General features: G+C 72.4%; 18 protein-coding genes. 3 read left to right on the plus strand and 15 right to left on the minus strand.

Annotated elements, in window-relative coordinates; genetic code table 11:
• Positions 1 to 129: 129 nt before the first annotated feature.
• Both ACIBAD_RS14685 and ACIBAD_RS14690 read right to left on the minus strand, forming a co-directional pair.
• Positions 130 to 1,392: a DUF4192 domain-containing protein gene (locus ACIBAD_RS14685; protein ID WP_398906808.1), complete on the minus strand. Its 1,263-nt coding sequence runs from the start codon at positions 1,390 to 1,392 to the stop codon at positions 130 to 132.
• Positions 1,393 to 1,542: 150 nt separating this feature from the next.
• A complete protein-coding gene (locus ACIBAD_RS14690; protein ID WP_134070597.1) occupies positions 1,543 to 3,702 on the minus strand; it encodes a RecQ family ATP-dependent DNA helicase in 2,160 nt (719 codons plus the stop codon).
• Between the two features lie 365 nt (positions 3,703 to 4,067).
• Between ACIBAD_RS14690 and ACIBAD_RS14695 the strand changes: the two genes are divergently transcribed.
• Positions 4,068 to 4,700 (plus strand): hypothetical protein, encoded by a 633-nt coding sequence (locus tag ACIBAD_RS14695; RefSeq protein WP_134070599.1) that lies wholly within the window; start codon positions 4,068 to 4,070, stop codon positions 4,698 to 4,700.
• A 198-nt stretch (positions 4,701 to 4,898) separates the two neighbouring features.
• Here ACIBAD_RS14695 and ACIBAD_RS14700 read toward each other — a convergent pair whose 3' ends face one another.
• The 3 genes from ACIBAD_RS14700 to ACIBAD_RS14710 form a co-directional block, all read right to left on the minus strand.
• A complete protein-coding gene (locus ACIBAD_RS14700; protein ID WP_398906811.1) occupies positions 4,899 to 5,552 on the minus strand; it encodes a hypothetical protein in 654 nt (217 codons plus the stop codon).
• 59 nt (positions 5,553 to 5,611) lie between these two features.
• Positions 5,612 to 6,322, minus strand: a complete 711-nt coding sequence (locus ACIBAD_RS14705; protein WP_134070601.1) for a ribonuclease HII — start codon at positions 6,320 to 6,322, stop codon at positions 5,612 to 5,614.
• A 69-nt stretch (positions 6,323 to 6,391) separates the two neighbouring features.
• Entirely contained in the window at positions 6,392 to 6,994 is a 603-nt protein-coding gene (locus ACIBAD_RS14710; protein ID WP_134070603.1) for a TetR/AcrR family transcriptional regulator, read from the minus strand.
• Positions 6,995 to 7,134: 140 nt separating this feature from the next.
• On the opposite strand from ACIBAD_RS14710, the gene ACIBAD_RS14715 reads away from it, so the two are divergent.
• Entirely contained in the window at positions 7,135 to 8,688 is a 1,554-nt protein-coding gene (locus ACIBAD_RS14715; RefSeq protein WP_134070605.1) for an MFS transporter, read from the plus strand.
• Positions 8,689 to 8,769: 81 nt separating this feature from the next.
• On the opposite strand, the gene ACIBAD_RS14720 is transcribed toward ACIBAD_RS14715, so the two are convergent.
• From ACIBAD_RS14720 to nrdR, 7 genes are all read right to left on the minus strand, one after another.
• A complete protein-coding gene (locus tag ACIBAD_RS14720; protein WP_398906814.1) occupies positions 8,770 to 10,530 on the minus strand; it encodes a DUF4173 domain-containing protein in 1,761 nt (586 codons plus the stop codon).
• Positions 10,531 to 10,686: 156 nt separating this feature from the next.
• Entirely contained in the window at positions 10,687 to 11,610 is a 924-nt protein-coding gene (locus ACIBAD_RS14725; RefSeq protein ID WP_134070609.1) for an ADP-ribosylglycohydrolase family protein, read from the minus strand.
• Positions 11,611 to 11,621: 11 nt separating this feature from the next.
• Complete coding sequence (locus ACIBAD_RS14730; protein WP_398906817.1) at positions 11,622 to 12,281, minus strand: histidine phosphatase family protein; 660 nt, start codon at positions 12,279 to 12,281, stop codon at positions 11,622 to 11,624.
• A gap of 72 nt (positions 12,282 to 12,353) precedes the next feature.
• Positions 12,354 to 12,959 carry a YdbC family protein gene (locus tag ACIBAD_RS14735; protein WP_030859610.1) on the minus strand — a complete coding sequence of 202 codons (606 nt, stop codon included), beginning with the start codon at positions 12,957 to 12,959 and terminating at the stop codon, positions 12,354 to 12,356.
• 32 nt (positions 12,960 to 12,991) lie between these two features.
• Positions 12,992 to 13,843 carry an arylamine N-acetyltransferase gene (locus tag ACIBAD_RS14740; protein ID WP_398906819.1) on the minus strand — a complete coding sequence of 284 codons (852 nt, stop codon included), beginning with the start codon at positions 13,841 to 13,843 and terminating at the stop codon, positions 12,992 to 12,994.
• A gap of 102 nt (positions 13,844 to 13,945) precedes the next feature.
• Positions 13,946 to 16,834 (minus strand): vitamin B12-dependent ribonucleotide reductase, encoded by a 2,889-nt coding sequence (locus ACIBAD_RS14745; RefSeq protein WP_134070615.1) that lies wholly within the window; start codon positions 16,832 to 16,834, stop codon positions 13,946 to 13,948.
• Positions 16,835 to 16,966: 132 nt separating this feature from the next.
• On the minus strand, positions 16,967 to 17,479 hold the full coding sequence (nrdR, locus tag ACIBAD_RS14750; RefSeq protein ID WP_398906822.1) for a transcriptional regulator NrdR: 513 nt from the start codon (positions 17,477 to 17,479) through the stop codon (positions 16,967 to 16,969).
• A gap of 473 nt (positions 17,480 to 17,952) precedes the next feature.
• Here nrdR and lexA point away from each other — a divergent pair, with 473 nt between their 5' ends.
• A complete protein-coding gene (gene lexA, locus ACIBAD_RS14755; protein ID WP_030154280.1) occupies positions 17,953 to 18,744 on the plus strand; it encodes a transcriptional repressor LexA in 792 nt (263 codons plus the stop codon).
• A 126-nt stretch (positions 18,745 to 18,870) separates the two neighbouring features.
• Here the strand turns inward: lexA and ACIBAD_RS14760 are convergent, their stop codons facing one another.
• The 3 genes from ACIBAD_RS14760 to ACIBAD_RS14770 all read right to left on the minus strand — a co-directional run bounded on the left by ACIBAD_RS14760 (position 18,871) and on the right by ACIBAD_RS14770 (position 23,560).
• Positions 18,871 to 20,841: an ATP-dependent DNA helicase gene (locus ACIBAD_RS14760; RefSeq protein ID WP_398906824.1), complete on the minus strand. Its 1,971-nt coding sequence runs from the start codon at positions 20,839 to 20,841 to the stop codon at positions 18,871 to 18,873.
• A 52-nt stretch (positions 20,842 to 20,893) separates the two neighbouring features.
• Entirely contained in the window at positions 20,894 to 22,774 is a 1,881-nt protein-coding gene (locus ACIBAD_RS14765; RefSeq protein ID WP_398906826.1) for an IucA/IucC family protein, read from the minus strand.
• Positions 22,775 to 22,861: 87 nt separating this feature from the next.
• Entirely contained in the window at positions 22,862 to 23,560 is a 699-nt protein-coding gene (locus ACIBAD_RS14770) for a GNAT family N-acetyltransferase (RefSeq protein ID WP_134070623.1), read from the minus strand.
• Between the last annotated feature and the right edge of the window lie 6 nt (positions 23,561 to 23,566).

A 23,566-nucleotide genomic window follows, 5' to 3' on the forward strand; every position in this document is an offset into this window, starting at 1 on the left:
TCACGGGCCCCGGTGGCGGCTGCGCCCGTACTGGGCCGTGCCGGTGACCGAGCGTGCGCCGAAGGGCGGTGACGGCGGTGTCCCGGACCCGCCGCAAGGAACTCCCCGCGCCCCGGCGCCGGTCCGCGCTCACTGGTCGCTCCCCGCGGTGCGGCGGGGCTCCCGGCGGGGCTGCGCCTCCCGGCGGCCCGGAGGGCGGGTGGTGGCCGCGGCGCGCTTGCGGCGCGGTTCCCGGCGCCGCCGCTCCTCCCGCAGGCAGGCCCTCAGTCCCTCCGGGTCGATGCCCTCGTTGCAGGCGTGGTGGAGCAGCTGGGCGAAGCGGTAGTCGGCGTCGGCCCGCAGGGCCAGCGCCAGGGCGATCCGGGCCGTCGGCTCGTCCCCGGTGGACCACGAGACCCAGCCCGCGAGGGTGAGCGGGGCCGCCGCGTGCTCGCCGTAGGCCCCGACGCAGCGGCGGGCCAGCGCCCGCCACAACCGCAGGGCCGGGGCCGCCTCCTCGCCCTCCATCCACTCGGCGGCGACATCCCGGATCTCACGGTCCTGGAGGCCGAGGATGACGGTGGCGGCCTCGTCGTGGCCGAGCAGCGCGTCGTCCCAGTCGTCGGCTCCCGGTCCGCCGTCCACGGGCGGGGCGAGGGTCATCCGCTGCATCAGGGTGCGGGCCAGCGTGACCGTCTCCGCGCCGACCTCCTCCCGGGTGGCCCCGTCGAGGATCTTCGGCACGAGGACGGCGGCCGCCCGGTCCAAGGCCCGCTCCATCTCCGCCGCCGCACCCCCGCGCGGCGGTACCAGCCGGCCCTCGATCTCCCGGAGGGAGCCGCGGACCTGGAGTCCGGCGAAGGTGGCGGTCGCCGCCATCACCGAGGTGCCGGTCGCGGCCAGCGGACTGCCCTCGGCGGGGCAGCACCGCTCGTCGGGACAGCAGTAGGACCAGTAGCGGCCGGCGGAGATGCACAGCGCCTCCATCACGGGCACGTCGAGGGCGCCGCAGGCGAGCCGGATGCGCTGGGCCAGCGGCCGCAGCCGGGTCATGACCCGCTGCCCGCTCTCGCCCTGCGCCGGGTCCTGGCAGAGGAAGACGACGATGCCGTCTGGCTTGGCACCGCGCCGCTCACTGCCCCGGATCAGGCAGTCGGCGACCTGCCGGGCGGTGTCCTCCCATTCGGCCGGGGCCGTGGGAATGCCGACGCGGAGCCGGCCGCCGAAGCGCCCGCCCTCGCCGTGCACGGTGACCATGACGAGGGAGTCGGTCGGATGGAAGCCGAGCATGTAGGGCAGCGCGTCGGCCAGTTCGGCCGGGCTGCGCAGGGTGATCCGGGGGTCGAGGGCAGCTCCGGACGGACTGATGGCGGGCCGGTCGGACGGGGTGCGTGATTCGCGGTCGTTCGTCATGCCCCGACGGTCCCGCGGACGATCAGATCCCGAAAGCCCTGTGGATAACTCTTGAGAGTTCAACTTCCACAGGTTCGGGCTCCACCTTGACACGGTGTCGCAGCCGTCGGATTCCGGAGCCGGCCGGTCTCGGAATCCGTCTCGTCCGGTTCAGCCGGCCGTCGCGAGGATCAGCGGGAGCACCTGGCCGCTGCCCGCCTGGCGGAGCAGTCGGGCGGCCACCGCCAGGGTCCAGCCGGAGTCCGAGTAGTCGTCCACGAGCAGGACCGGACCGGGCGACTGCGCCAGGGCGGCGGCCAGTTCCTCCGAGACGGCGAACGAGCCGGACAGCGCCCTGAGCCGCTGGGCGGAGTTGCTGCGCCGTGCCGTATGCGCGCCACCCGGCCCGGTGTACGTCAAGGTGCCCAGGTAGGGGAGGCGGCCGATGCTCGCGATCCCCTCCGCGAGGGAGCCGACGAGCCGCGGGCGGGCGAGGGAGGGCACGGCGACGACGCCCACGGGCCGCTCGCCGGCGTCCGGGACACCGGGGGCCCAGCCGCCCGCGGAGCGCGCCCAGTCGGCGAGCACGGCCACCGCGGCGTGCAGGACGTCTTCGGGGACCGGCCCGTCGGGGGCGTTCTCGGCGAGCAGCGGGCGCAGCCGGTTGCCCCAGCCGATGTCCGAGAGCCGGCCCAGGGCCCGCCCGGTGGAGCACTGCTCCCCGGCCGGAATGCGTCCCTTGACGTTGACACCCAGGGCCGCCATGCCGGTCGGCCACATCCGGCGCGGCTCCACCTCCACCCCCGGGCGCTCCAGTTCCCTCGCCGCGCCGGTCAGGGTCTCCGCCGACACGGAGGAATCGGCCCAGGAGCCCGCGCAGTTGTCGCACCGGCCGCACGGGGCCGCCCCCTCGTCGTCCAGCTGCCGGCGCAGGAACTCCATCCGGCACCCGGACGTGCTCACGTAGTCGCGCATCGCCTGCTGCTCCGCGGCCCGCTGCCGGGCGACCCAGGCGTACCGCTCGGAGTCGTACGTCCACTCGCGGCCGGTGGAGCTCCAGCCGCCCTTGACCCGCTTGACCGCTCCGTCGACGTCGAGCACCTTGAGCATGGTCTCCAGCCGGGTGCGCCGGAGTTCGACGGCCGCTTCCAGCGCGGGCACGGACAGCGGCCGTCCCGCGTCGGCGAGGGCCGACAGGGTCTGCCGTACCTGGGACTCGGGCGGGAAGGCCGTATCGGCGAAGTAGCGCCAAATGGCCTCGTCCTCCTTGCCCGGCAGCAGCAGGACCTCGGCGTGCTCCACACCTCGCCCGGCACGGCCGACCTGCTGGTAGTACGCGATCGGCGAGGACGGCGAGCCGAGGTGGATCACGAAGCCCAGGTCGGGCTTGTCGAAGCCCATGCCCAGCGCCGAGGTCGCGACCAGCGCCTTGACCCGGTTCGCCTGGAGGTCGTCCTCGGCCTGCAGGCGGTCGGCGTTCTCCGTCTTGCCCGTGTACGAGGCCACCGGGAAGCCGCGCTGGCGCAGGAAGGCGGCGGCCTCCTCGGCCGCGGCCACCGTCAGCGTGTAGATGATCCCCGAGCCGGGCAGCTCGTCCAGGTGCTCGGCGAGCCAGGCCAGCCGGTGCGCGGCGTCCGGCAGCTCGACCACGCCCAGGCGCAGGCTCTCGCGGTCCAGCGGGCCGCGCAGCACCAGGGCCTCGCCGGCCCCCGTGCCCAGCTGCTCCGCCACGTCCGCGGTCACCCGGGCGTTGGCGGTCGCGGTGGTGGCCAGGACCGGGACGCCGGGGGCGAGCTCGGCGAGCATGGCCCGCAGCCGCCGGTAGTCGGGGCGGAAGTCGTGGCCCCAGTCGGAGATGCAGTGGGCCTCGTCGACCACGAGCAGACCGGTCGTGGCCGCGAGCTTGGGCAGGACCTGCTCGCGGAAGTCCACGGAGTTGAGGCGTTCGGGGCTGACGAGGAGCACGTCGGTCTCGCCGCGCTCGACCTCGCCGTAGATGGCGTCCCACTCCTCCGGGTTGGCCGAGTTGATGGTGCGCGCCTGGATGCCGGCCCGCGCCGCCGCCTCGACCTGGTTGCGCATCAGCGCCAGCAGCGGCGAGATGATCACCGTGGGCCCGGAGCCGCGGCGGCGCAGCAGCGCGGTGGCGACGAAGTACACCGCCGACTTGCCCCAGCCGGTGCGCTGCACCACCAGGGCCCGCCGGCGCTCCTCCACCAGGGCGGCCACGGCCTGCCACTGGTCCTCCCGCAGCCGCGCCCCGCTCCCCGGGGCGCCGACGAGCTCGGCGAGGATGGCGTCGGCTTCGGTGCGGAGCTCCAGGTTGTCCATGCCCCCATGCAACCGGATGGCACGGACAATCGGCCAATTCACCCAGCGTGAGAAGATCGTCGCGGACCGTCCGCGGATCGGACGCGCGCTCCGCCCGCCCTCGACTTGCCCTCGAAGGGGTGTTTCCGCTGGTACTGGCGCTTCCGTCAGTCGAATGAGTCATCTTCGCCCCGACGGGGCAAGGATATGAACGGCATACCGGCGAATTCCGGTCGGCGGCGCCAATTGCTCGTTGCCGCATGCTCACGGGCCACGCGAGAATCGGACTGCTCCCGCACGGCTCGACGGCGCTCTTTCGGGCCTCGCTGCGGCGCGCCCGTACGACAGCTGTGCCCGTCTGCGGGCGTGTACCCGAAGGGAGGACCGTGGCCTTCGGATTCGCCCCGCCCTCGACGTCGTCACTGACAACGGCAGCCGGCGGCGCCAGCCGGCACGGCAGACTGGTGGAACCCGCCGAATGGACCGCGGCGGGCATCCCCCTGCTGCGCAATCCGCGCGAGGTCGTCCACGGGCTGCACTCCCGGCACGGCCCGTCGCCCTCCACCGCGGTGATCGCCGTACTCGGCCCCGAGGAGCGTCTCGTCGCGAGCGCCTCGTTCGACCGCCGCTCGGCCTCGGCCGACGGCTGGGAGTACCGCAACGCCCTGCTCGCCGCGCTGCGCCGGGTCATCCCGCACGACCTTCGGCGCCGGACACCGGTGCGGACCGCGGTGCTGCTGTACTGCCGCGAGGGCGACGAGCGGTGGACCGAGGAGGACGGCGCCTGGATGTGGGGGCTGCGGGACGCCTGCACCCTGCACGGGCTGCGCTGCGGCGCGTACATCACGCTGACCCGCGGCGGCTGGCAGGTGCTGGGCGAGGGCCGGGGCGGCCGGCATCCCAGCTCCGACTCGCGGCCGGAGCGCCTCGGCGACAGCGTGGCCGAATTCCCGCCGGTCACCCTGCGCACCGGCGGCGGCGCGACCGAGGTCCTGCGGCGCCGTACCGCCGCGCGCTGAGGGCCGCGGCGCCGAACCCGGCCGTGCGCCGCAGCCCGCCGTGCGCCGCAGCCCGCGGCACCCACCCGTACGCCGGCCCGGACGCGGGCAGCCCTCGCGGCCGTACACCCTGGATCGGGCGTACGGCAGGTCATGCCTCGGGCTTCAGCGGGGCCGGTGCGACCGGCCCCGCCCCTTGCCCGCGCCGGGTACGGGGCGTCAGACGCCCTTGCCCAGCACGGAGTTGATCTGCTTCGGGTCGCCGCACACGATCAGCAGTGCGCCGGCCCGCGCGAGCGCGGTCGGCAGGGTGGTGGCGGTCGCCCCGGCCGGTCCGCCGTTGGCCGCGAAGACCACGACGGGACGGCCCGCGGCGCGCTCGGCCTGCGCCGCGTCCGCGTAGAAGACGTCGTCCCCGGCGTCGTGCAGGGCCCAGTACGCGGCCTCGCCGAAGGACAGCTCGTGCGCGGCCCACGGGTGCGGGTCGCCGGTGGTGAGCACCAGGATGTCGCCGGGCGCGCGCCCGGTGTCGAGCAGCAGGTCGACGGCCTCTTCGGCCGCGTCCAGCGCACCCTCGGCGGAGGCCGGGATCAGCTGGATCTGGGGCACCGCCGCGGAGACGGACGGTGCGGCGGGGGCTACGGGTCCAGGGGTGGCCTGCGGCGCACGCTGCGCGGGCGGTGCGGGCCTGGGAGCCCCGCCCGTACGGCTCGCCGCCGCGGGGGAGGGACCGGGGCGCCCGGGCCGCGGGACGGCGGCGGGACGCGGACCAGGTACGGGGCGGGGGGTCTGCGCGGTGCGGCTCGCGGCCGGCGTGACGCGGGGACCCTGGGCACTCTCGTGAATCTGAGGCTCCTCGGGGGTGAGAGGCATGAGTTGATGTCTATCAAACACCGGTACGAAACGTACCGGTGGGTGGCACGTGGGTGCGATCAGAAATCGAAGCCGAGTTGGCCTCCGTTTTCCAGCTCCGCCGCCTCCTCGCTGCGCCGCACCTTCTTGAGGTGGCGCCACCGGGGCAGTCCGTCGAGGTACGACCACGAGAGCCGGTGGTACGGGGTGGGCCCCAGCTCCTCAAGCGCGGCCCGGTGCACCGGCGAGGGGTATCCGGCGTTGTCGCCGAAGGCGAACTCAGCGCATCCGCCGCCCTGTTGGCCGAGCTCGGCCATCATCCGGTCGCGCCTCACCTTGGCGATCACCGAGGCGGCGGCCACGGCGACGCAGGACTGGTCGCCCTTGATGACCGTACGGACCCGCCAGGGCGGGCCGAGATAGTCGTGCTTGCCGTCGAGGATCACCGCGTCGGGCCGCACGGGCAACGCCACCAGGGCGCGCTCCGCGGCGAGCCGCAGGGCGGCCGTCATCCCGAGTGCGTCGATCTCCTCGGGGGAGGCGTGTCCCAGCGCGTACGCGGTGACCCAGCCCTCCAGGACGTCGAGGAGCGCGTCGCGTCGTTTCTGGGTGAGCAGTTTGGAGTCGGTGAGACCTGCGGGCGGCCGGCGCAGACCGGTGATCGCCGCGCACACGGTGACGGGACCGGCCCAGGCCCCTCGTCCGACTTCGTCGACCCCGGCGATGACCCTGGCGCCGGTGGTTGCACGGAGGGAGCGTTCGACGGTGTGGGTGGGTGCTTCGTACGGCATGGCGCCAGCAAGGTTACGCCGCCCCGGGCCGCGTGCACACCCCGCCCCGGGCGGAGTCCGTACGGCATCTCACGCCCTGAGCAGCGGCACCATCACCTGGTCGATCATTTCCGTGATGTCCGCATCCGTCCATTCGCTCCCGCACACCTTCGCGCGGTACATCATCATGGCCGGAATGACGTCGGCGACGAACGGACTCGCCGCATCCGGCCGTACGTCGCCCCGCTCGATCCCGCGCTGCACAAGCTCCCTGATCAAGCGGTGGGCGGGCTCGTGCAACCCGGCCCGGACCACCTCTTGGAACCGGCCGGCATGGGCGTGGTCGCATTCGTGAAGTACCGCCCGCAGCGCCTGGCCGGCACGCGACTGCATCACGTCACGCATCCGCACACACAACCGGAGGAAGTCCCCCCGGACCGATCCGCCGTCGGCGATCTCCCCGATCGGCGGCAGCCCCGCCCGCAGCACCTCGGCCACCAGGTCGGCCTTCGACGGCCACCGACGGTAGACCGCCGCCTTGCCGGTGTGCGCACCGGCCGCGACGCCCTCCATGGTGAGCGCGTTCCAGCCGACCGTGCTCAGCTGCTCCAACGCCGCGTCGAGGATCGCCCGTTCGAGTTCCGGACCGCGCCTGCGGCCCGGCGACGCCACTGACCAGCGCGAACCCACCATCACCTCTACCTCCGACCGATCCACGCGCCCCTCGCACGCATTTTCAGTCTTAGTGAACGGTTGCGTTCACTAACCGGGGCTCCTACCGTGGTGCCGCAGTGAACGGCTGCGTTCACTATTTCACTATGGGGGGATCCTCGGTGAAAAGCTCTCCACTCGCCACGCCCCGGATACCGGGCGCGGCCCGCCGGGAAGGGCGGCCCGGCGTGGCACTCGCGGTCATCGCCGCCTGTCAGCTCATGGTCGTCCTCGACGCGACGATCGTGAACATCGCGCTCCCGCACATCCAGACCGCCCTCTCCTTCTCCACCACCGACCTGTCCTGGGTGATCAGCGCCTACACCCTGGCCTTCGGCGGCCTCCTGCTGCTCGGCGGCCGGGCCGGCGACATCCTCGGCCGTCGCCGCGTGTTCCTGACCGGCATCCTGCTCTTCACGGCGGCCTCCCTGCTCGGCGGCCTCGCGGAGGAGCCCTGGCAACTGCTGGCCGCCCGCGCCCTCCAGGGGGTCGGCGGCGCGATCGCCTCGCCGACCTCGCTCGCCCTGATCACCACGACGTTCGCCGAAGGCCCCGAGCGCAACCGCGCGTTCGGCGTGTTCGCCGCGGTCTCCGCGGGCGGCGGCGCGATCGGCCTGCTGACCGGCGGCATGCTGACCGAGTGGCTCGACTGGCGCTGGGTGCTCTTCGTCAACGTGCCGATCGGCCTGCTGATCGCCGTGCTCGCCCCGCTCTACATCACCGAGTCCGAGCGCCACCCGGGCCGCTTCGACATCGCGGGGGCCCTCACCTCCACCGGCGGCATGGCCTCGCTCGTCTACGGGTTCATCCGCGCGTCCGAAGACGGCTGGAGCGACGGGGGCACCCTCGTCTCCTTCGCCGCGGCCGTCGTCCTGCTCACGCTCTTCGCAGCCATCGAGTCGCGGGCCCACGATCCGATCATCCCGCTGCGGATGTTCGCCGACCGCAACCGCGCCGGCACCTACCTGATCATGCTCGGCCTCGCCGCCGCGATGTTCGGGATGTTCTTCTTCATCGTCCAGTTCGTACAGAACGTGCTGGGCTTCTCCCCCATCCAGTCCGGGCTCGGCTTCCTGCCCGTGACCGTCGCGATCGTCACCGCCGCCGGGCTCTCGCAGCGCTTCCTGCCCCGCTTCGGCCCCAAGCCGTTCATGGTCGCCGGATCCGCCCTCACCGGCATCGGCCTGACCTGGCTGACCTTCATCCGCACCGACAGCTCGTACGTCTCCGGCGTCCTCGGTCCGATGCTGCTCTTCGGCTTCGGCATGGGCCTGAACTTCGTGACCCTCACCCTCACCGCCGTCTCCGGGGTCGCCCAGCGGGAGGCGGGCGCCGCCTCCGGACTGCTCAACGCCAGCCAGCAGGTGGGCGGCTCGCTCGGCCTGTCCATCCTGGTCACCGTCTTCGGTACGGCCAGCCGGAACGAGGGCGCGAAGCAGCTGCCGGACTTCATGGAACACGCGGACCCCGACCAGATGGCTGCCTTCAACGAGACCAAGCGGATGGCGGACCCCTGGGGGGACATCGTCCTCACCCAGGGCATCTCCACCGCCTTCATCGCGGCCGTCGCCATGGCCGGACTCGCCCTGGCCACCGCGCTGCTGGTGATCCGCGTGCGCAAGAGCGACCTGGAGGCCCTGAACGGCGCCGCCGCTCAGGCCGGTCCGGCGGCCTGAGCCGCGCGGCGCGGCGCGGCGTACGGGGGCCCGGGCGCGGGAGAGGCGGTCCCGCGCCCGGTTCCCGTACGCCGCCGCCTGCTACCCGGTGCGGCTGTGGAAGATGCCCAGGCTCCGGCACACCTCGTACGAGGCCGTCACCGGGCGCTCGCGGAGGATCTGCCGGGCCCGGTACTCGCCGAGGCTCATCGCGTACCAGGGCACCTGGCCGCGGCCCGCCAGCTCGTTGTTGATCCCGCGCAGGGCGCAGGAGCGGCGGGGTTCGGGCAGCCGGTCCAACGCGGGCACGGCGTCCGCCGACAGGGACTGGAAGTAGGCCAGGTCGAGCTTGCCGGCCTGCTCGAAGCGGGCCACGTTCTTCTCGGCGACCAGCCCGTCGGGGGACAGCAGCCCGAAGGCCAGGACGGCGGCGGCCGCGCCGGCTGCGACCGCGCGCGGCAGCCAGCGGGCGCCGAACACGCCCGCGGCCATGATCAGTACGATGACCAGCCCGAGCCAGAGCTCCATCGCGGCGACCGACACGCGCAGCCGGGTCAGCCCGTACGCGTCCACGTACAGGTCCATCCGGCGCAGCGCGGAAGCGACCACGACCAGGGTCAGCGCGCACAGCGTGCCGAGGACGACGCGGACGAACCGCCGGTCGCCGGCTCCGGCGCGCGGGGCCCAGCGCAGGGCGAGCGCGATCACGGCAAGAGTCAGCAGGGTGGCCCAGAGCAGCTGCCAGAAGCCCTGGCGGGCGTACTCGGCGTACGTGAGTCCGGTGCTCTCCAGGACCTTGTCGTAGCCGCCGAACAGGACGGCCAGCTGGACGGCGTTGAAGCCGGCGAAGAGCAGGTCGAGCACGATGAGCGGCAAGGCCCATTCGACGCGGGAGCGCGGCTTTCCGGGGGCGATCCGGATCCGGTCCCAGCGCGAGGGCGCGGCGGCGGCGCGGGCGGCGGCGAGCGCGAGTACGGCTCCGAGCACGAAGAGCACGAGGCGTACCGGCCCGTCGCCGAGGGAGATCTCCGGGGTGAGCCCGTCCAGCAGGTCGGCGAAGGCCGCGTCGGCGGAGGCGAACAGCGTGCCGAAGAGCACCAGCAGGACGAGGGCCACGGCGGCGGCCTTGGCCACGGGAAGCCAGCGGGTGCGGTCGACCCCGCTGCCGCGCGAGCGCAGGCCGTTCCAGGCCCAGCGGATACCGAGCACGGTGGAGTCGACGAAGCCGAGCGGGCTGAGCAGGACGCCGGGCCAGGTGCGGCTGCCGTGCAGGGCCAGCGCGCCGAGCAGGACGGCGGCGAGCAACGCGAGGGTGGACGGCCAGCCGGCGTCGCGTAGCGCAGGTACGGCGAGGAGGGCGGCGCAGCCGACCGCCCAGGCCACGCTCCAGGGCCGCGCGCGTCGCCGGGCCGCCCGGGCGGCGAGGTACGCACCGGCCATGGCGGGCACGACGGCGATCAGCAGGCCGGGGCCGAGACCGTCACCGAGGAACAACCCGGAGGCGAGGCCGGCCGCCACGGCGGCGAGCAGGACGGCGGTGGGTACGGGTGCGGTCCGGGCGGGGCGCGCGGCCTCGGCCCAGGCGAGCGGTGCGATGGACCAGGCCCCGGACTCGGCCCGCTGCCGACGGACTTGGTAGGCCTGCCACGCCTTGGGGTCCCACCCGGGCGGCGCCCCCGCGGGCCCGCCCGCGGCGCCACCCGCCGCCCCGCCCGCGTGCCTGCCGGCGGCCTGCGCCGGGACGCCCGCCGGCGCGGCTCCCGCGCCGGTGTCCGCGACCGGCCCCGTGGGCGGGTCGACGGGCGCGTCGGCGGGCGGGCCTCCGGCCGCGTCGCCGGGCGCGCCGTCAGTGTTCTCTGGCATCGGGTTCCCCTCCCCTGTCGGCCGGCCGCGTCGTCACGACGGAGGCGGCAGCGCGGACAGGCTAGGCCCGTGACGTGCGGGTTCAGCCCGGCAGGAAGACCCCTGTGGCAGGACCGTGACAATCGGAACGGCTCGTGTCACCCGCCGGTCGTGGACCTAGGGGGTGTCCGCCGCGGTCTCCGGCAGCCAGGCCGGCAGGGCCTCCGTACGGGCCAGCCAGGCAGCCGGCAGCACCGCGTCTCCGCGCGCGCCCAGCACCCCGCCGACGATGGCGCAGGTCGTGTCCACGTCCCCGCCCACCTGCGCGGTGGTCCAGAACGCCCGCTCGTAGTCGTCCAGCGACCGCGCCGCCGACCACAGGGCGAACGGCACGGTGTCGTGCGCGCTCGTACGCCGGCCACAGCCCAGCACCGCCGCGACCGTCGTCGCGTCCCCGTAGTCCAGCATGTCCCGCGCCCGCCGCAGCCCCGCGCCCACGGCACTGCGCGGGACCAGCGCGATCACCCCGTCCAGCAGGTCACCGGCCTTCGGCGGACCGGCCGGGTCCGCCGCCAGCGCGGCCGCCGCCGCGACGGCCATCGCCCCGCACACCGCCTCGCGGTGCTGGTGCGTGGTGTAGGCGGAGATCTCCGCTTGGTGCGTGGCCTGCTCCGGATCGTCGGCGTACCACGCACCCAGCGGAGCGATCCGCATGGCCGCACCGTTGCCCCACGAGCCCTGCCCGTTGAACAGCTCGGCGGCCAGCGTGCGCCAGTCCTCGCCCTCCCGGACGAGGCGGAGCATCCGGTTCACGGCGGGTCCGTAGCCGCGGTCGAAGTCGTGGTGGTGGGCGAAGGAACTCGCCAGGGCGTCCTGGTCGATGCGCCCGTGCGCGGCGAGCACGGCGACCACCGAGCAGGCCATCTCGGTGTCGTCGGTCCACTGCCAGGTCGCGGTGCCGGCGGGCAGCTCGCGGCGCTTGAGGAGGGGGTAGTTCACGGGGACGAAGTACTGGGAGCCCAGGGCGTCGCCCAGAGCCAGCCCGCGGAGGCTGGCCATGGCGCGTGCGTAGCGCCTTGCGGAATCGGAGTCAGCGGTCATCCCGCGTCAGTTTAGCCGTCCAGGTCATAAGGCTCCGGTGTGGTCCACCTCTCAAACGGGCGGTCCATGCGGTAGCGGCCGTCCGGGCCCAGCAGGAGCACCCGGAATTCACCGTTCCCCGGATTGGACAGGGCCTCGAACTCCGCCACCGACCAGTGGAACCAGCGCATGCAGAAGAGCCGCATGGTCAGCCCGTGCGTCACCAGCAGGACGTTCTGCGGGTGGTCCGGGGCCTCGAAGCTCCGGTAGAGGCTCTCCAGGAAGGACCCGACCCGGTCGTACACGTCCGCGCCGGACTCCCCCTGCGCGAAGCGGTAGAAGAAGTGCCCGTACGCGTCGCGGTACGCCTTCTGCAGCCGTACGTCGTCCCGGTCCTGCCAGTTCCCCCAGTCCTGCTCGCGCAGCCTCGGCTCCTCGCGCATCCGGACCCGCGTGGGGTCCAGCCGCAGCTCCCGGAACGTCTGGAGGGTGCGGCGGTAGGGGGAGACGTACGCGCTGATGGCCTCGTCCCCGAACAGCTCGCGCAGCCGTACGCCGGCTTCGGCGGCCTGCTCGCGGCCCAGGGGGGTCAGCCGCAGGGCGTGGTCGGGCTCCCGTTCGTACACCGTGTCATCGGCATTGCCCTCCGATTCCCCGTGCCGGACTAGGACGATGCGCCGTGGTCGTGCCATCCCCCGACCCTATGCGGCGGCCGGCGGGCCGAGCATCCGGGCTCGCCGGTCGGTCCGCCGCTCGTCGTACGGTCATACCGTCCAGGACGGTTCCAGGTCGACGACGTCCCCGGTGAGGGCTTCCACATCGGCCTCGGTCTGGGCGCGCAGCGAGAGCCGCTCGACCCGCTCCTGCCGGTATTTGCCGTGCTCGGCGGCGGCGTGCCACATGGAGAGCACCAGGAACTCCCGGCCCGGCGCCTCCCCGAACAGACCCCGGATCATCCCCGGCGAGCCGGCCATCGCCGGGTTCCACACCTTCTCCTGCATGAGCGCGAAGTGGTCCACGCGGCCCTCCCGCACCCGGGTGTGGGCCACCCGCACGACGTCCGCGTCGGTGAAGCGCGGCTCGAAGCCGGTCTTCACGTCGAAGCGGTGGTCGAAGAGCGTGACCCGCGCGTTCGTGTAAGTCCCGGTCTGGGACGCGGCCAGCCGATCGTGCGAGCGGGCCATGAAGGAGTCGTAGAAGGAACGGCTCTCCCAAAACGCGAAGACATGCGCGACCCCCTGCCGCCCCCGGCTCCAACCGCCGCCCTGTCCCCGGAATCCCGGCTCGCCAGGCAGCCCCGCCCATTTGCGCTGCCCGCGCTCGAACCCGCGTCGGTCCGTCACCGTGCAGCGAATCCACTTGACCAGCACCGCGCCATCGTACGGGCCCGGCGCGGCCCCGGTCAGTCCCCAGCGCGGTTGATCCGCACCAGTTCCTCCGCATCCCGCTCGGACAGCCGAAGCCCGAACTCCCGGTCGAGCAGCGCGAGCAGCTCGTCGGGGTCCGCCGAACGCCGCTCGACCCGTCCGTCAGGGTGCAGCCGGGTGAGCTCCCGCCCCACGAGCGCCCGGCGAACGGGGTGGTGGACACCGTCGCCCGGGTGCTGGACGACGACCCGCGCGACGAAGACGGAGCGCGGGTGGGACGAGCTGTAGTGGTTGAGCAGGACGTAGTCGACGGGGTGGTAGCGCTGCGGGGAGAACGCGTACAGGTCCCGCCAGGCGCCCTCGCGCAGCATGGACAGCGCGAGGATCCCCTCGTCCTCCTCGCGGACGGCGTACGTCCACTCCCCCTGCACCACTTCGGCTCCGGGCCGCGCGAGCGGGACGGGCTCGCGCGGGCCCTGGTGGCCGAACCCGGCGTCGCACAGCCAGGGTTCACCCTCGACGGTGACGACGAGGACGGCGTGCGTCACCGCGAGCAGGGTGTCACCCCGGGTGCGGTTGCGGGCGCCGCGCCCGGAGACCTCGAAGCCGATCCGCTCCAGGGCCGCGGCCAGCAGCGAGTTCTGCTCGTAGCAGTAGCCGCCGCGGCGGCCGTGCACGAGCTTGTCCTCCAAGGCCTTGACGTCCAGCTCGACGGGGCGGCCGAGCAGCACGTCCAGGTTCTCGAAGGCGATGGCACCGACGTGGGCCCGGTGCACTCCGTACAACGTCGCGAGGTCCGCCCGGAGTTCCCCGTCCTCCCCGACCGGTCCGTCGTATCCGATCCGCGCCAGATAGGCGTCCAGATCCAGCTGGTCACCGCTCCACATGTCTCCCCCGCTCCCCTTCGAGAACCCTGTCGACGAAGGGGACCGGCCTGCGGCCGGTCCCCTTCGCTTACTGTCCAGCTACCTGTGCGGGCTAGGCCCGCATCAGCTGCAGCCGCTGGTCGAGCCGCAGCCCTCGCAGATGTAGCAGGAGCCAGCGCGCTGCATCTTCGTACCGCAGGAGAAGCAGAGCGGGGCGTCGGCGGAGACGCCGAGCTGCATCTCGACCAGTTCGGCGTTGGAGTGCGCCGTCTTCGGGGCCTGGGGCTCGGCGACCGCGACCGGCTTCGGGGCCGCCGGGACGGCGGCCAGCGGCGCCGACTGGGCCAGGGCCTCCGTGTCGAGGTCGTCCTCAAGCGGCTCGTACGAGCCGGTGTCCAGGTGGCGCTGGCGCTCCTCGGCGGTGTGGATGCCGAGCGCCGAGCGGGTCTCGAAGGGCAGGAAGTCCAGCGCCAGGCGGCGGAAGATGTAGTCGACGATCGACTGCGCCATCCGCACGTCCGGGTCGTCCGTCATGCCGGCCGGCTCGAAGCGCATGTTCGTGAACTTCGAGACGTACGTCTCCAGCGGGACGCCGTACTGCAGACCGACCGAGACGGCGATCGAGAAGGCGTCCATCATGCCCGCGAGGGTCGAACCCTGCTTGGACATCTTCAGGAAGACCTCGCCCAGGCCGTCGTCCGGGTAGGAGTTCGCGGTCATGTAGCCCTCGGCGCCACCGACCGTGAAGGAGGTGGTGATGCCCGGGCGGCCCTTGGGGAGGCGCTTGCGGACCGGGCGGTACTCGATGACCTTCTCGACCGCCGCGCGGATGGTGTCCTCCGCCTTGGCGGTGACCTCTTCCTTCTCCTCTTCCTTCTTCTTCGCGGAGAGGGGCTGGCCGACCTTGCAGTTGTCGCGGTAGATCGCGAGCGCCTTGACGCCCATCTTCCACGCCTCGAAGTAGATCTCCTCGATCTCCTCGACGGTCGCCGTCTCCGGCATGTTGACCGTCTTCGAGATCGCGCCGGAGATCCAGGGCTGGATCGCGGCCATCATGCGGACGTGGCCCATCGCGGAGATGGAGCGCTCGCCCATCGCGCAGTCGAACACCGAGTAGTGCTCGGTCTTCAGGCCCGGGGCGTCGACGACCACGCCGTGCTCGGCGATGTGGGCGACGATCGCCTCGATCTGCTCCTCCTGGTAGCCCAGGCGGCGCAGGGCCTGCGGGACGGTGCCGTTGACGATCTGCATCGAGCCGCCGCCGACGAGCTTCTTGAACTTGACCAGGGCCAGGTCCGGCTCGACACCGGTGGTGTCGCAGGACATCGCGAGACCGATGGTGCCGGTCGGCGCGAGGACGGAGGCCTGGGAGTTGCGGAAGCCGTTCTTCTCGCCGAGGCGCAGGACGTCCTGCCAGGCCTCGGTGGCCGCGGCCCAGATCGAGTTGTCCAGGTCATCGGTGCGCGGCGCGACGGCGTTGGCGTCGGCGTGCTGCTTCATGACGCGCTTGTGCGCCTCGGCGTTGCGGGCGTAGCCGTCGTACGGGCCGACGATGGCCGCGAGCTCGGCGGAGCGCTTGTACGCGGTGCCGGTCATCAGCGAGGTGATCGACGCGGCGAGGGTGCGGCCGCCGTCCGAGTCGTACGCGTGGCCGGTCGCCATCAGCAGGGCGCCGAGGTTGGCGTAGCCGATGCCGAGCTGGCGGAAGGCTCGGGTGTTCTCGCCGATCTTCTGCGTCGGGAAGTCCGCGAAGCAGATGGAGATGTCCATCGCGGTAATGACGAGCTCGACGACCTTGGCGAAGCGCTCGGCGTCGAAGGACTGGTTGCCCTTGCCGTCGTCGTTCAGGAACTTCATCAGGTTCAGCGAGGCGAGGTTGCAGGACGTGTTGTCCAGGTGCATGTACTCGCTGCAGGGGTTGGACGCGGTGATGCGGCCGGACTCGGGGCAGGTGTGCCAGTTGTTGATCACGCCGTCGTACTGGATGCCCGGGTCGGCGCAGGCCCACGCGGCCTCGGCCAGCTTGCGGAAGAGCGCCTTGGCGTCGACCTTCTCGATGACCTCGCCGGTCATGCGGGCGCGCAGGCCGAACTCGGTGCCGTTCTCGACGGCCGTCATGAACTCGTCGTTCACGCGGACGGAGTTGTTGGCGTTCTGGTACTGGACGGACGTGATGTCGTCGCCGCCCAGGTCCATGTCGAAGCCCGCGTCGCGCAGGGCGCGGATCTTCTCCTCTTCCTTCACCTTGGTGGCGATGAAGTCCTCGACGTCCGGGTGGTCCACGTCCAGGACGACCATCTTGGCCGCGCGGCGGGTGGCGCCGCCCGACTTGATCGTTCCGGCGGACGCGTCGGCGCCGCGCATGAAGGAGACCGGGCCGGAGGCGTTGCCGCCGGAGGAGAGGAGCTCCTTGGAGGAGCGGATGCGGGAGAGGTTCAGGCCGGCGCCGGAGCCGCCCTTGAAGATCATGCCCTCTTCCTTGTACCAGTCGAGGATCGACTCCATGGAGTCGTCGACGGCGAGGATGAAGCAGGCGGAGACCTGCTGCGGCTGGGGCGTGCCGACGTTGAACCACACCGGGGAGTTGAAGCTGAAGATCTGGTGCAGGAGGGCGTAGGTCAGCTCGTGCTCGAAGATCTCCGCGTCGGCGGGCGACGAGAAGTAGTCGAAGTCCTCGCCGGCCTTGGTGTACGTCTTCACGATCCGGTCGATCAGCTGCTTGAGACCGGTCTCGCGCTGCGGGGTGCCGACCGCTCCGCGGAAGTACTTGCTGGTGACGATGTTGACCGCGTTGACCGACCAGAAGTCGGGGAACTCGACGCCGCGCTGCTCGAAGTTCACCGACCCGTCACGCCAGTTGGTCATGACGACGTCACGGCGCTCCCAGCTCACCTCGTCGTACGGGTGCACGCCGGGGGTGGTGTGGATGCGCTCGATCCGAAGGCCGCTCTTGGCAGTCTTGGTCCCCTTGGCGCGGGAACCTCGTGCCGAGCCGCTCGCCGTCTCTGTCATGCCGCTTCCTCCCATATGCGGGCAAAAACGCCCTAAAGTGCCAGCGTTATTCCGCGGCACGGCCTGTCTTGTATCTACGTTTCTTCGCCTGGCTGTCCCGGGTGGCGGCCGCGCTGCACTGCGGCCGCCCGGTCAGTCGGCGGCGGAGGCGGGCACGGGGACCGCAGCGGTCCCCCCGGGCTCGCACTCTTGGGGGTGAGGCCGCTGCACGCGGAGTTCCGCGATGGCGGTCTCGAAGTCTTCGAGCGTGTCGAACGCCTTGTAAACGGACGCGAACCGCAGGTACGCGACCAGGTCGAGCTCCTGCAAGGGGCCGAGTATGGCCAGACCCACGTCGTGGGTGGTCAGCTCGGCGCTTCCGGTGGCGCGCACCGCCTCCTCGACCCGCTGGCCGAGCTTGGCGAGGGCGTCCTCGGTGACCGGCCGCCCCTGGCACGCCTTGCGCACGCCGGAGATGACCTTGGTACGGCTGAAGGGTTCGGTCACCCCGCTGCGCTTGATCACCATCAGCGAGGCCGTCTCCACCGTCGTGAAACGACGGGAGCAGTCGGGGCACTGACGGCGCCGGCGGATCGACGTGCCGTCGTCCGTGGTGCGGCTGTCGACGACGCGGCTGTCGGGGTGCCTGCAGAAGGGGCAGTGCATGGTTCCCTCACCCTCCCTCTTGGCACGACAGAATCACCTCGCGGGGCCCCTGGACGACCGAGACGGGTCTTGGCCGGGGGCTCGCGAAGCAGCCACCAGCATATGCGATGTCGAGGACCTCGGCGGACCGGGGACCACAACTTCTGGGCGGCAGCGCTCATCCAACCACTAGATCTTGGGTTGTGGTGGATTTACTTCGCCCCGCGTGTCGCTGGGCGCGGTACCCGGACGGAGCCCTTTCCGGTGCCACACTGGGCACAGGAGCGGAAGGCGGCGATCCGAGCGGGAAGGGTACCGTAAACAGCGGGCGCCGGTCCGAACCCGCGTTCGGCGGGACCGATCGTCCATACACCCCCCGATGTGCCCAGGTTGGACGATCCGCGTTTTTTCACTCGAACGTGTGTTTGGCGCAACCTTTCGAAAGCTACTACCGTTGTCCAGCTAGGGAGAACATTTCGAGAGGGGCCGCCGACGTGACCACCACCGCAGACAGTGCCACCATCACTGCCCAGAACCGCTCCCAGAGCCGACTCGAGCCGGTGCATCCCATGAACGACGCAAGTCTGAACCCGGAGGCGGAGCCCGCACGCCCCGCGCGCTCGCTGCCGGGCCGACCTCCAGGCATCCGCGCCGACAGCTCGGGGCTCACGGACCGGCAGCGGAGGGTCATCGAGGTCATTCGCGACTCGGTGCAGCGGCGCGGCTACCCGCCGTCGATGCGGGAGATCGGCCAGGCCGTCGGCCTGTCCAGCACCTCGTCCGTCGCCCACCAGCTGATGGCCCTGGAGCGCAAGGGCTTCCTGCGCCGGGACCCGCACCGCCCCCGGGCGTACGAGGTCCGCGGCTCCGACCAGCCCAGCTCGCAGCCGACGGACACCACCGGCAAGCCCGCCGCCTCGTACGTCCCCCTGGTCGGCCGGATCGCTGCCGGCGGCCCGATCCTCGCCGAGGAGTCGGTGGAGGACGTGTTCCCCCTCCCCCGCCAGCTCGTCGGCGACGGCGAGCTCTTCGTCCTCAAGGTCGTCGGCGACTCGATGATCGAGGCCGCCATCTGCGACGGCGACTGGGTCACGGTCCGCCGCCAGCCGGTCGCCGAGAACGGCGACATCGTGGCAGCGATGCTCGACGGCGAGGCCACCGTCAAGCGCTTCAAGCGCGAGGACGGGCACGTCTGGCTGCTCCCGCACAACGCCGCCTACCAGCCGATCCCCGGCGACGAGGCGACCATCCTCGGCAAGGTCGTCGCGGTCCTGCGCCGGATCTGACCCTCGTCGCTTCCTAGCCAGCCCCCGGGACCCACTGCGCCGGTCCCGGGGGTTGTTTCATGCCCGGGGCCGGCAGCGGAACCGCTCGGACCACTTGCCGCCGGCCGGCCGATTACAGGCGGCTGGCTACTTGCCGTCGGCCTTGGCCTTCGCGTCGATCGCGGCGAGGGAGCGACGGGCCTGGTTGCGGTCCGTGGTGTACCAGAAGTCCGGCAGGGTGGCCCGCAGGAAGCTCCCGTACCGGGCCGTGGCCAGCCGGGGGTCCAGGACCGCGACGACACCCCGGTCGCCGGAGGCCCGTACGAGCCGGCCCGCACCCTGGGCCATCAGCAGCGCCGCATGCGTGGCCGCGACGGCCATGAAGCCGTTGCCCCCGTGCTCCTCGACCGACTTCTGCCGGGCGCTCATCAGCGGATCGTCCGGGCGCGGGAACGGGATGCGGTCCATCACCACGAGCTGGCAGCTGGGGCCCGGTACGTCCACGCCCTGCCAGAGCGACAGGGTCCCGAACAGGCAGGTCTTGGGGTCCGCCGCGAACGCCTTGATCAGCTCGCCCAGCGTCTCCTCGCCCTGGAGCAGGATCGGGTTGTCGAGTCGGCCGCGCAGCTCCTCGGCGGCGGCCTTCGCGCCCCGCATGGAGGAGAACAGGCCGAGGGTACGGCCGCCGGCCGCCTCGATCAGCTCGGCGAGCTCGTCCATCATGTCGCCGCGGGTGCCCTCCCGGCCGGGCGTGGCCAGGTGCTTCGCGACGTAGAGGATGCCCTGCTTGGGGTAGTCGAACGGCGAGCCGACGTCCAGCCCCTTCCAGACCGGGGCGTCCTCCCCCTCCACTCCCTCGGGGGACAGGCCCAGCGAGGCCGCGACTCCGTTGAAATCGCCGCCGAGCTTGAGGGTCGCCGAGGTCAGGACCACGGAGCGGTCTTCGAACAGCTTTTCGCGCAGCAGCCCGGACACCGAGAGCGGGGCGACCCGGAGCGTGGCCCCGAACCGATCGTGCCGCTCGTACCAGACCACGTCGTACTCGGAGCCGAGCAGGATCCGCTCGGCCACCGCGTGGACGCTCTCCACCGCGGCCAGGGCCTGCTTGCGGACGGCGTCCTCGTCCTGGACGGACTTGTCGCGGGTCGCGCCGATCGCCGAGATGACGTTGCGAGCGGCGTCCCGCAGGGCCGCCAAGGCGTACCCGAGATCCTCGGGGACCTCCTCGAGCCGACCCGGAAGGGCCAGCTCCATGACCCGCTCGAACGACTCGGAGGCCGTCTGGAGCGAGTCCGCGGCCTTCTCGTCGACCAGCTTGGCCGCGCGCTTCACGGCGCGGTTGACCTGGCCGGGGGTGAGCTCGCCGGTGGCGACCCCGGTGACCCTGGAGACCAGCTCGTGCGCCTCGTCCACGATCAGCACCTCGTGCTGCGGCAGCACCGGGGCGCCCTCGATGGCGTCGATGGCCAGCAGCGCGTGGTTGGTGACGACGACGTCGGCGAGCTTGGCCCGCTCGCGGGCGGCCTCGGCGAAGCACTCGGCGCCGTACGCGCACTTCGTCGCGCCCAGGCACTCCCGGGAGGAGACGGAGATCTGCGACCAGGCCTTGTCCGAAACGCCGGGCGTCAGGTCGTCCCGGTCGCCGGTCTCGGTCTCATCCGCCCAGTCGCGCAGGCGCAGCAGGTCCTGGCCGAGCTTGCTGGTGGGGGCGGCCGCCTCGAACTGGTCGAAGAGGCCCTCCTCCTCGTCCTGCGGGGCGCCCTCGTGCAGCCGGTGCAGGCACAGGTAATTGGATCGGCCCTTGAGCATGGCGAACTGCGGGCGGCGGCGCAGCTGCGGGTGCAGCGCGTCCACCGTCCGCGGCAGGTCGCGCTCGACGAGCTGCCGCTGCAGGGCGAGGGTGGCGGTGGCCACGACCACGCGCTCGCCGTGGGCGAGGGCCGGCACCAGGTAGCCGAGGGACTTGCCGGTGCCGGTGCCTGCCTGGATCAGGCGGTGCGTGTTGTCGTCGATCGCTTCGGCGACGGCTTCGGCCATGGCCACCTGGCCGGGCCGCTCCGTGCCGCCGACGGCGGATACGGCGGCGTGCAGCAGGTCGGGGAGGGAGGGCTTCGTCATAGCAATGCCAACCCTACGGGGCTCCACCGACAGCGACCGCCATGACGGTGGTTCACGGCCGGTACAGGGGGTTGGGCACGGTGCCGTGCTCCACCGCGTGCGGGCGGTCGGAGCGGTCGCGGTAGCCGTCCTCGTACAGCCGGTTCCGGTTCAGGCAGAGCCGCCCGATCCGCTCGCCGAGCAGGTCGAAGAGCTCGTGGCGCTCCTTGAGCTCCGGGAAGCGGGCCTGGTGGCGCAGGATCTCCGCCCGTACGAGGGACCAGAACTCCTCCTCGGGGACGCCGAGGCGGTCCTCGCAGAGGGCGGAGAGGTAGCGGAAGACCCCGACGAAGAGGCCGGAGTGGATGTACTGCGGCAGGAAGTCCGCGGGCTTGTCGCGCAGTGCGGCGCGCACCTCGGCGGGCACGGAGGCGAGCTCGGGCAGCGGCTCCCGGCAGATGTTGATCTCGTCCACGAAGTCCTTCAGGGCGATCCGGACCGGGACCTCGTGCTCGTCGAAGATCACGGTGGCGTTCTCGCCGTGCGGGGAGAAGACGGTGCCGTAGCGGTAGAGGAAGTGGAGCAGTGGGGGCAGCAGGGCTGCGAAGAGCCGCTGCAGCCAGCGGGCCGGGGTCAGCCCGGACCGGGCGACGAGCTCGGCGGTGAAGGACCGGCCGCGCGGGTCGACGTGGAGCAGGGAGGCGAGCGTACGGGCCCGCTCGCCGGGGGCGAGCCGGCTGGTCAGGGGCTCGCGCCAGATGGCCCCGAGGAGCTCCTTGTACTGGTACGGGGCATCGGGGAGCGCGTCGTAGACGGGGTGGCGGACGGTGACCGAGGCGACCTCGCCGAGGAGGACCACGCGGCATTCCTCGCGGAGGAAGGCGTCCGTGTCGTGGAGGGAGCGGATCCAGGCGGTGACGGCGGGGGCGGCGGCGCAGTGATCGGAGGGCAGGCCGCGCCAGACGAGGGTGTTGAAGACGGAGAGCGGCAGCTTGACGCTGTGCCGGTCGGGGCGGGTGAGGTTGAGGAAGGTGCGGACGGACTGCTGCGGGATGCGTATGTCGGGGTCGGCGGGGAGAGGGACCAGGGCGCCCGAGGCCAGGGCCGGGGCGAAGAGGGGGAGCACGATCTCGTCCCACTGCCAGGGGTGGACCGGGAGGTACAGGTAGCCGAGCGGGTCGAGGCCGCGGGCGCGCAGGGTCCGGTCGAAGGCGGCGCGGGTGACGGGGTCGAGCTCTTGGGCGTAGAGGCGGGCCGGGTCTTCCAGGCCGGCCGTGCCGCGGTAGGCCGCGAGGGAGGTGTGGACGGCGAGCCAGGGCAGCCGCTGGCGGGTGCGGGCCTCGGGTGCCCAGGCGGCGGTGTCGGCGGCGGACAGTCCTATGCGGCCCTTGTTGAGGACGAGCCAGGGATGGCCGGTCTGGTGGCCTTCGAGTTCGGCGTGGTCGAGATCGGCGAGGACGTCGGCGGTGAGCGCGGTGTGGTCGATGCGGGCGTCGGCGGCGAGGGTGGCGCTGAGCTCGCGGACGAGGTGGCCGAGGGTGGGGCCGTCAAGGCCTATGAGGGTGCGGGTGCGGATCAGGAAGGCGAACGGGTCCCCGAATGCGGTCGGCGGCTCCGCGGAGGGGGGCGGCGGGGTGAGCGTGATGGTGTCGGGGGCGACGTGCCAGCTGCCGTACGCGCGGTGGCGGGCCCGGAAGCCGAGGCTGCTGCCGTCGTCGAGGGTCAGCTGCCAGGCGTCGCCGGACGCGGTCGCCGGGGCGGGGGCCCGGAGGGGGCTGATGATCTCCTCGTAGGCGAACTCGGCCAGCATCTTGGCGAGCAGCCGGCGCGCGGCGAATTCCCAGGTCGCGGTGGTGAGTTCGGGGGGCGTGCAGGGGTGTTGGGGCGACGGCGGAACCGGTTCTTCCGAGAAGTGGGGGCCGGCGGAGTCGGGGGTGGCGGGGAAATTCGGCACGGGACTCCTCGGGATCGGGAACTTTGCTGCGTGACGCAGAGTTTTCGAAGGGTGAGGCGTGAACGGGGAGGGTGAGGCTCGGATGGATCAGATGAGATTGCGCAGGGCGCGCTCCCGGATCATCAGCGCGGCCCGCTTCCCGGGGAGGTCGATCTCCGCGGAACAGCGGAATCCGGAGTTGAGGAAGGCTGCTACGGAGGGGGTGTTGCGGATGTCCGGTTCGGCGATGACGCGGGTGCAGCGCGGGCGGTTGTCGAGCACCAGATCGGCGACGGCGCGCAGCAGGACGGTGCCCAGACCGCGACCGCGGTTCGTGCCGTCCCCGATGAGCAGGTGGATACCCGTGTCGTGGGGGCGCGCCGGATAGTGGCGGGAGAGCGGGTCGAGATCGGCCCGGTAGATCTCCCAGTAGCTCATCGGCGTGCCGTCGAGGAGGCCGAGGCAGGGGATGCTGTGGCCGTTCCCGTCGAGCTGGGACCGTACGTGGGCGGCGGTGGCGGCGGCGGGACCGGCGAGCTCCCAGTACGCGGCCACCTCGGGGTCGTTCATCCAGCCGGCCAGCAGCTCCAGGTCGCGGCCCAGGCGTACGGGTTCGAGGCGGAAGGCGCCGGCCGGGGTGGTGGCGGCTCCCCAGCCGGCCGGCGAGTCGAGCAGTTCGGCCTCGGCGAGCAGGGGCAGCAGGCGGGCGGTGAGCCGCCGTCCTGGGATGCGGGCGGTGGCGGAGTCGATGGCGATGGTGGCGGTCGCGGTGACGGTGGGCGCGTAGGGGGAGGTGTCGGTGGGCATCGGCAC

This window comes from Streptomyces sp. NPDC051109, from assembly GCF_044455885.1.
Lineage (GTDB): Bacteria > Actinomycetota > Actinomycetes > Streptomycetales > Streptomycetaceae > Streptomyces.

Bases quoted from the DNA above. Each gene is read 5' to 3' on its own strand.
- ACIBAD_RS14770 (WP_134070623.1), bottom strand. From the start codon at position 23,560: ATGCCCACCGACACCTCCCCCTACGCGCCCACCGTCACCGCGACCGCC.
- ACIBAD_RS14700 (WP_398906811.1), bottom strand. From the start codon at position 5,552: ATGCCTCTCACCCCCGAGGAGCCTCAGATTCACGAGAGTGCCCAGGGT.
- ACIBAD_RS14710 (WP_134070603.1), bottom strand. From the start codon at position 6,994: ATGGTGGGTTCGCGCTGGTCAGTGGCGTCGCCGGGCCGCAGGCGCGGT.
- ACIBAD_RS14740 (WP_398906819.1), bottom strand. From the start codon at position 13,843: ATGTGGAGCGGTGACCAGCTGGATCTGGACGCCTATCTGGCGCGGATC.
- ACIBAD_RS14760 (WP_398906824.1), bottom strand. From the start codon at position 20,841: ATGACGAAGCCCTCCCTCCCCGACCTGCTGCACGCCGCCGTATCCGCC.
- ACIBAD_RS14690 (WP_134070597.1), bottom strand. From the start codon at position 3,702: ATGGACAACCTGGAGCTCCGCACCGAAGCCGACGCCATCCTCGCCGAG.
- ACIBAD_RS14705 (WP_134070601.1), bottom strand. From the start codon at position 6,322: ATGCCGTACGAAGCACCCACCCACACCGTCGAACGCTCCCTCCGTGCA.
- nrdR (WP_398906822.1), bottom strand. From the start codon at position 17,479: ATGCACTGCCCCTTCTGCAGGCACCCCGACAGCCGCGTCGTCGACAGC.
- ACIBAD_RS14745 (WP_134070615.1), bottom strand. From the start codon at position 16,834: ATGACAGAGACGGCGAGCGGCTCGGCACGAGGTTCCCGCGCCAAGGGG.
- ACIBAD_RS14730 (WP_398906817.1), bottom strand. From the start codon at position 12,281: ATGGCACGACCACGGCGCATCGTCCTAGTCCGGCACGGGGAATCGGAG.
- ACIBAD_RS14720 (WP_398906814.1), bottom strand. From the start codon at position 10,530: ATGCCAGAGAACACTGACGGCGCGCCCGGCGACGCGGCCGGAGGCCCG.
- ACIBAD_RS14725 (WP_134070609.1), bottom strand. From the start codon at position 11,610: ATGACCGCTGACTCCGATTCCGCAAGGCGCTACGCACGCGCCATGGCC.
- ACIBAD_RS14685 (WP_398906808.1), bottom strand. From the start codon at position 1,392: ATGACGAACGACCGCGAATCACGCACCCCGTCCGACCGGCCCGCCATC.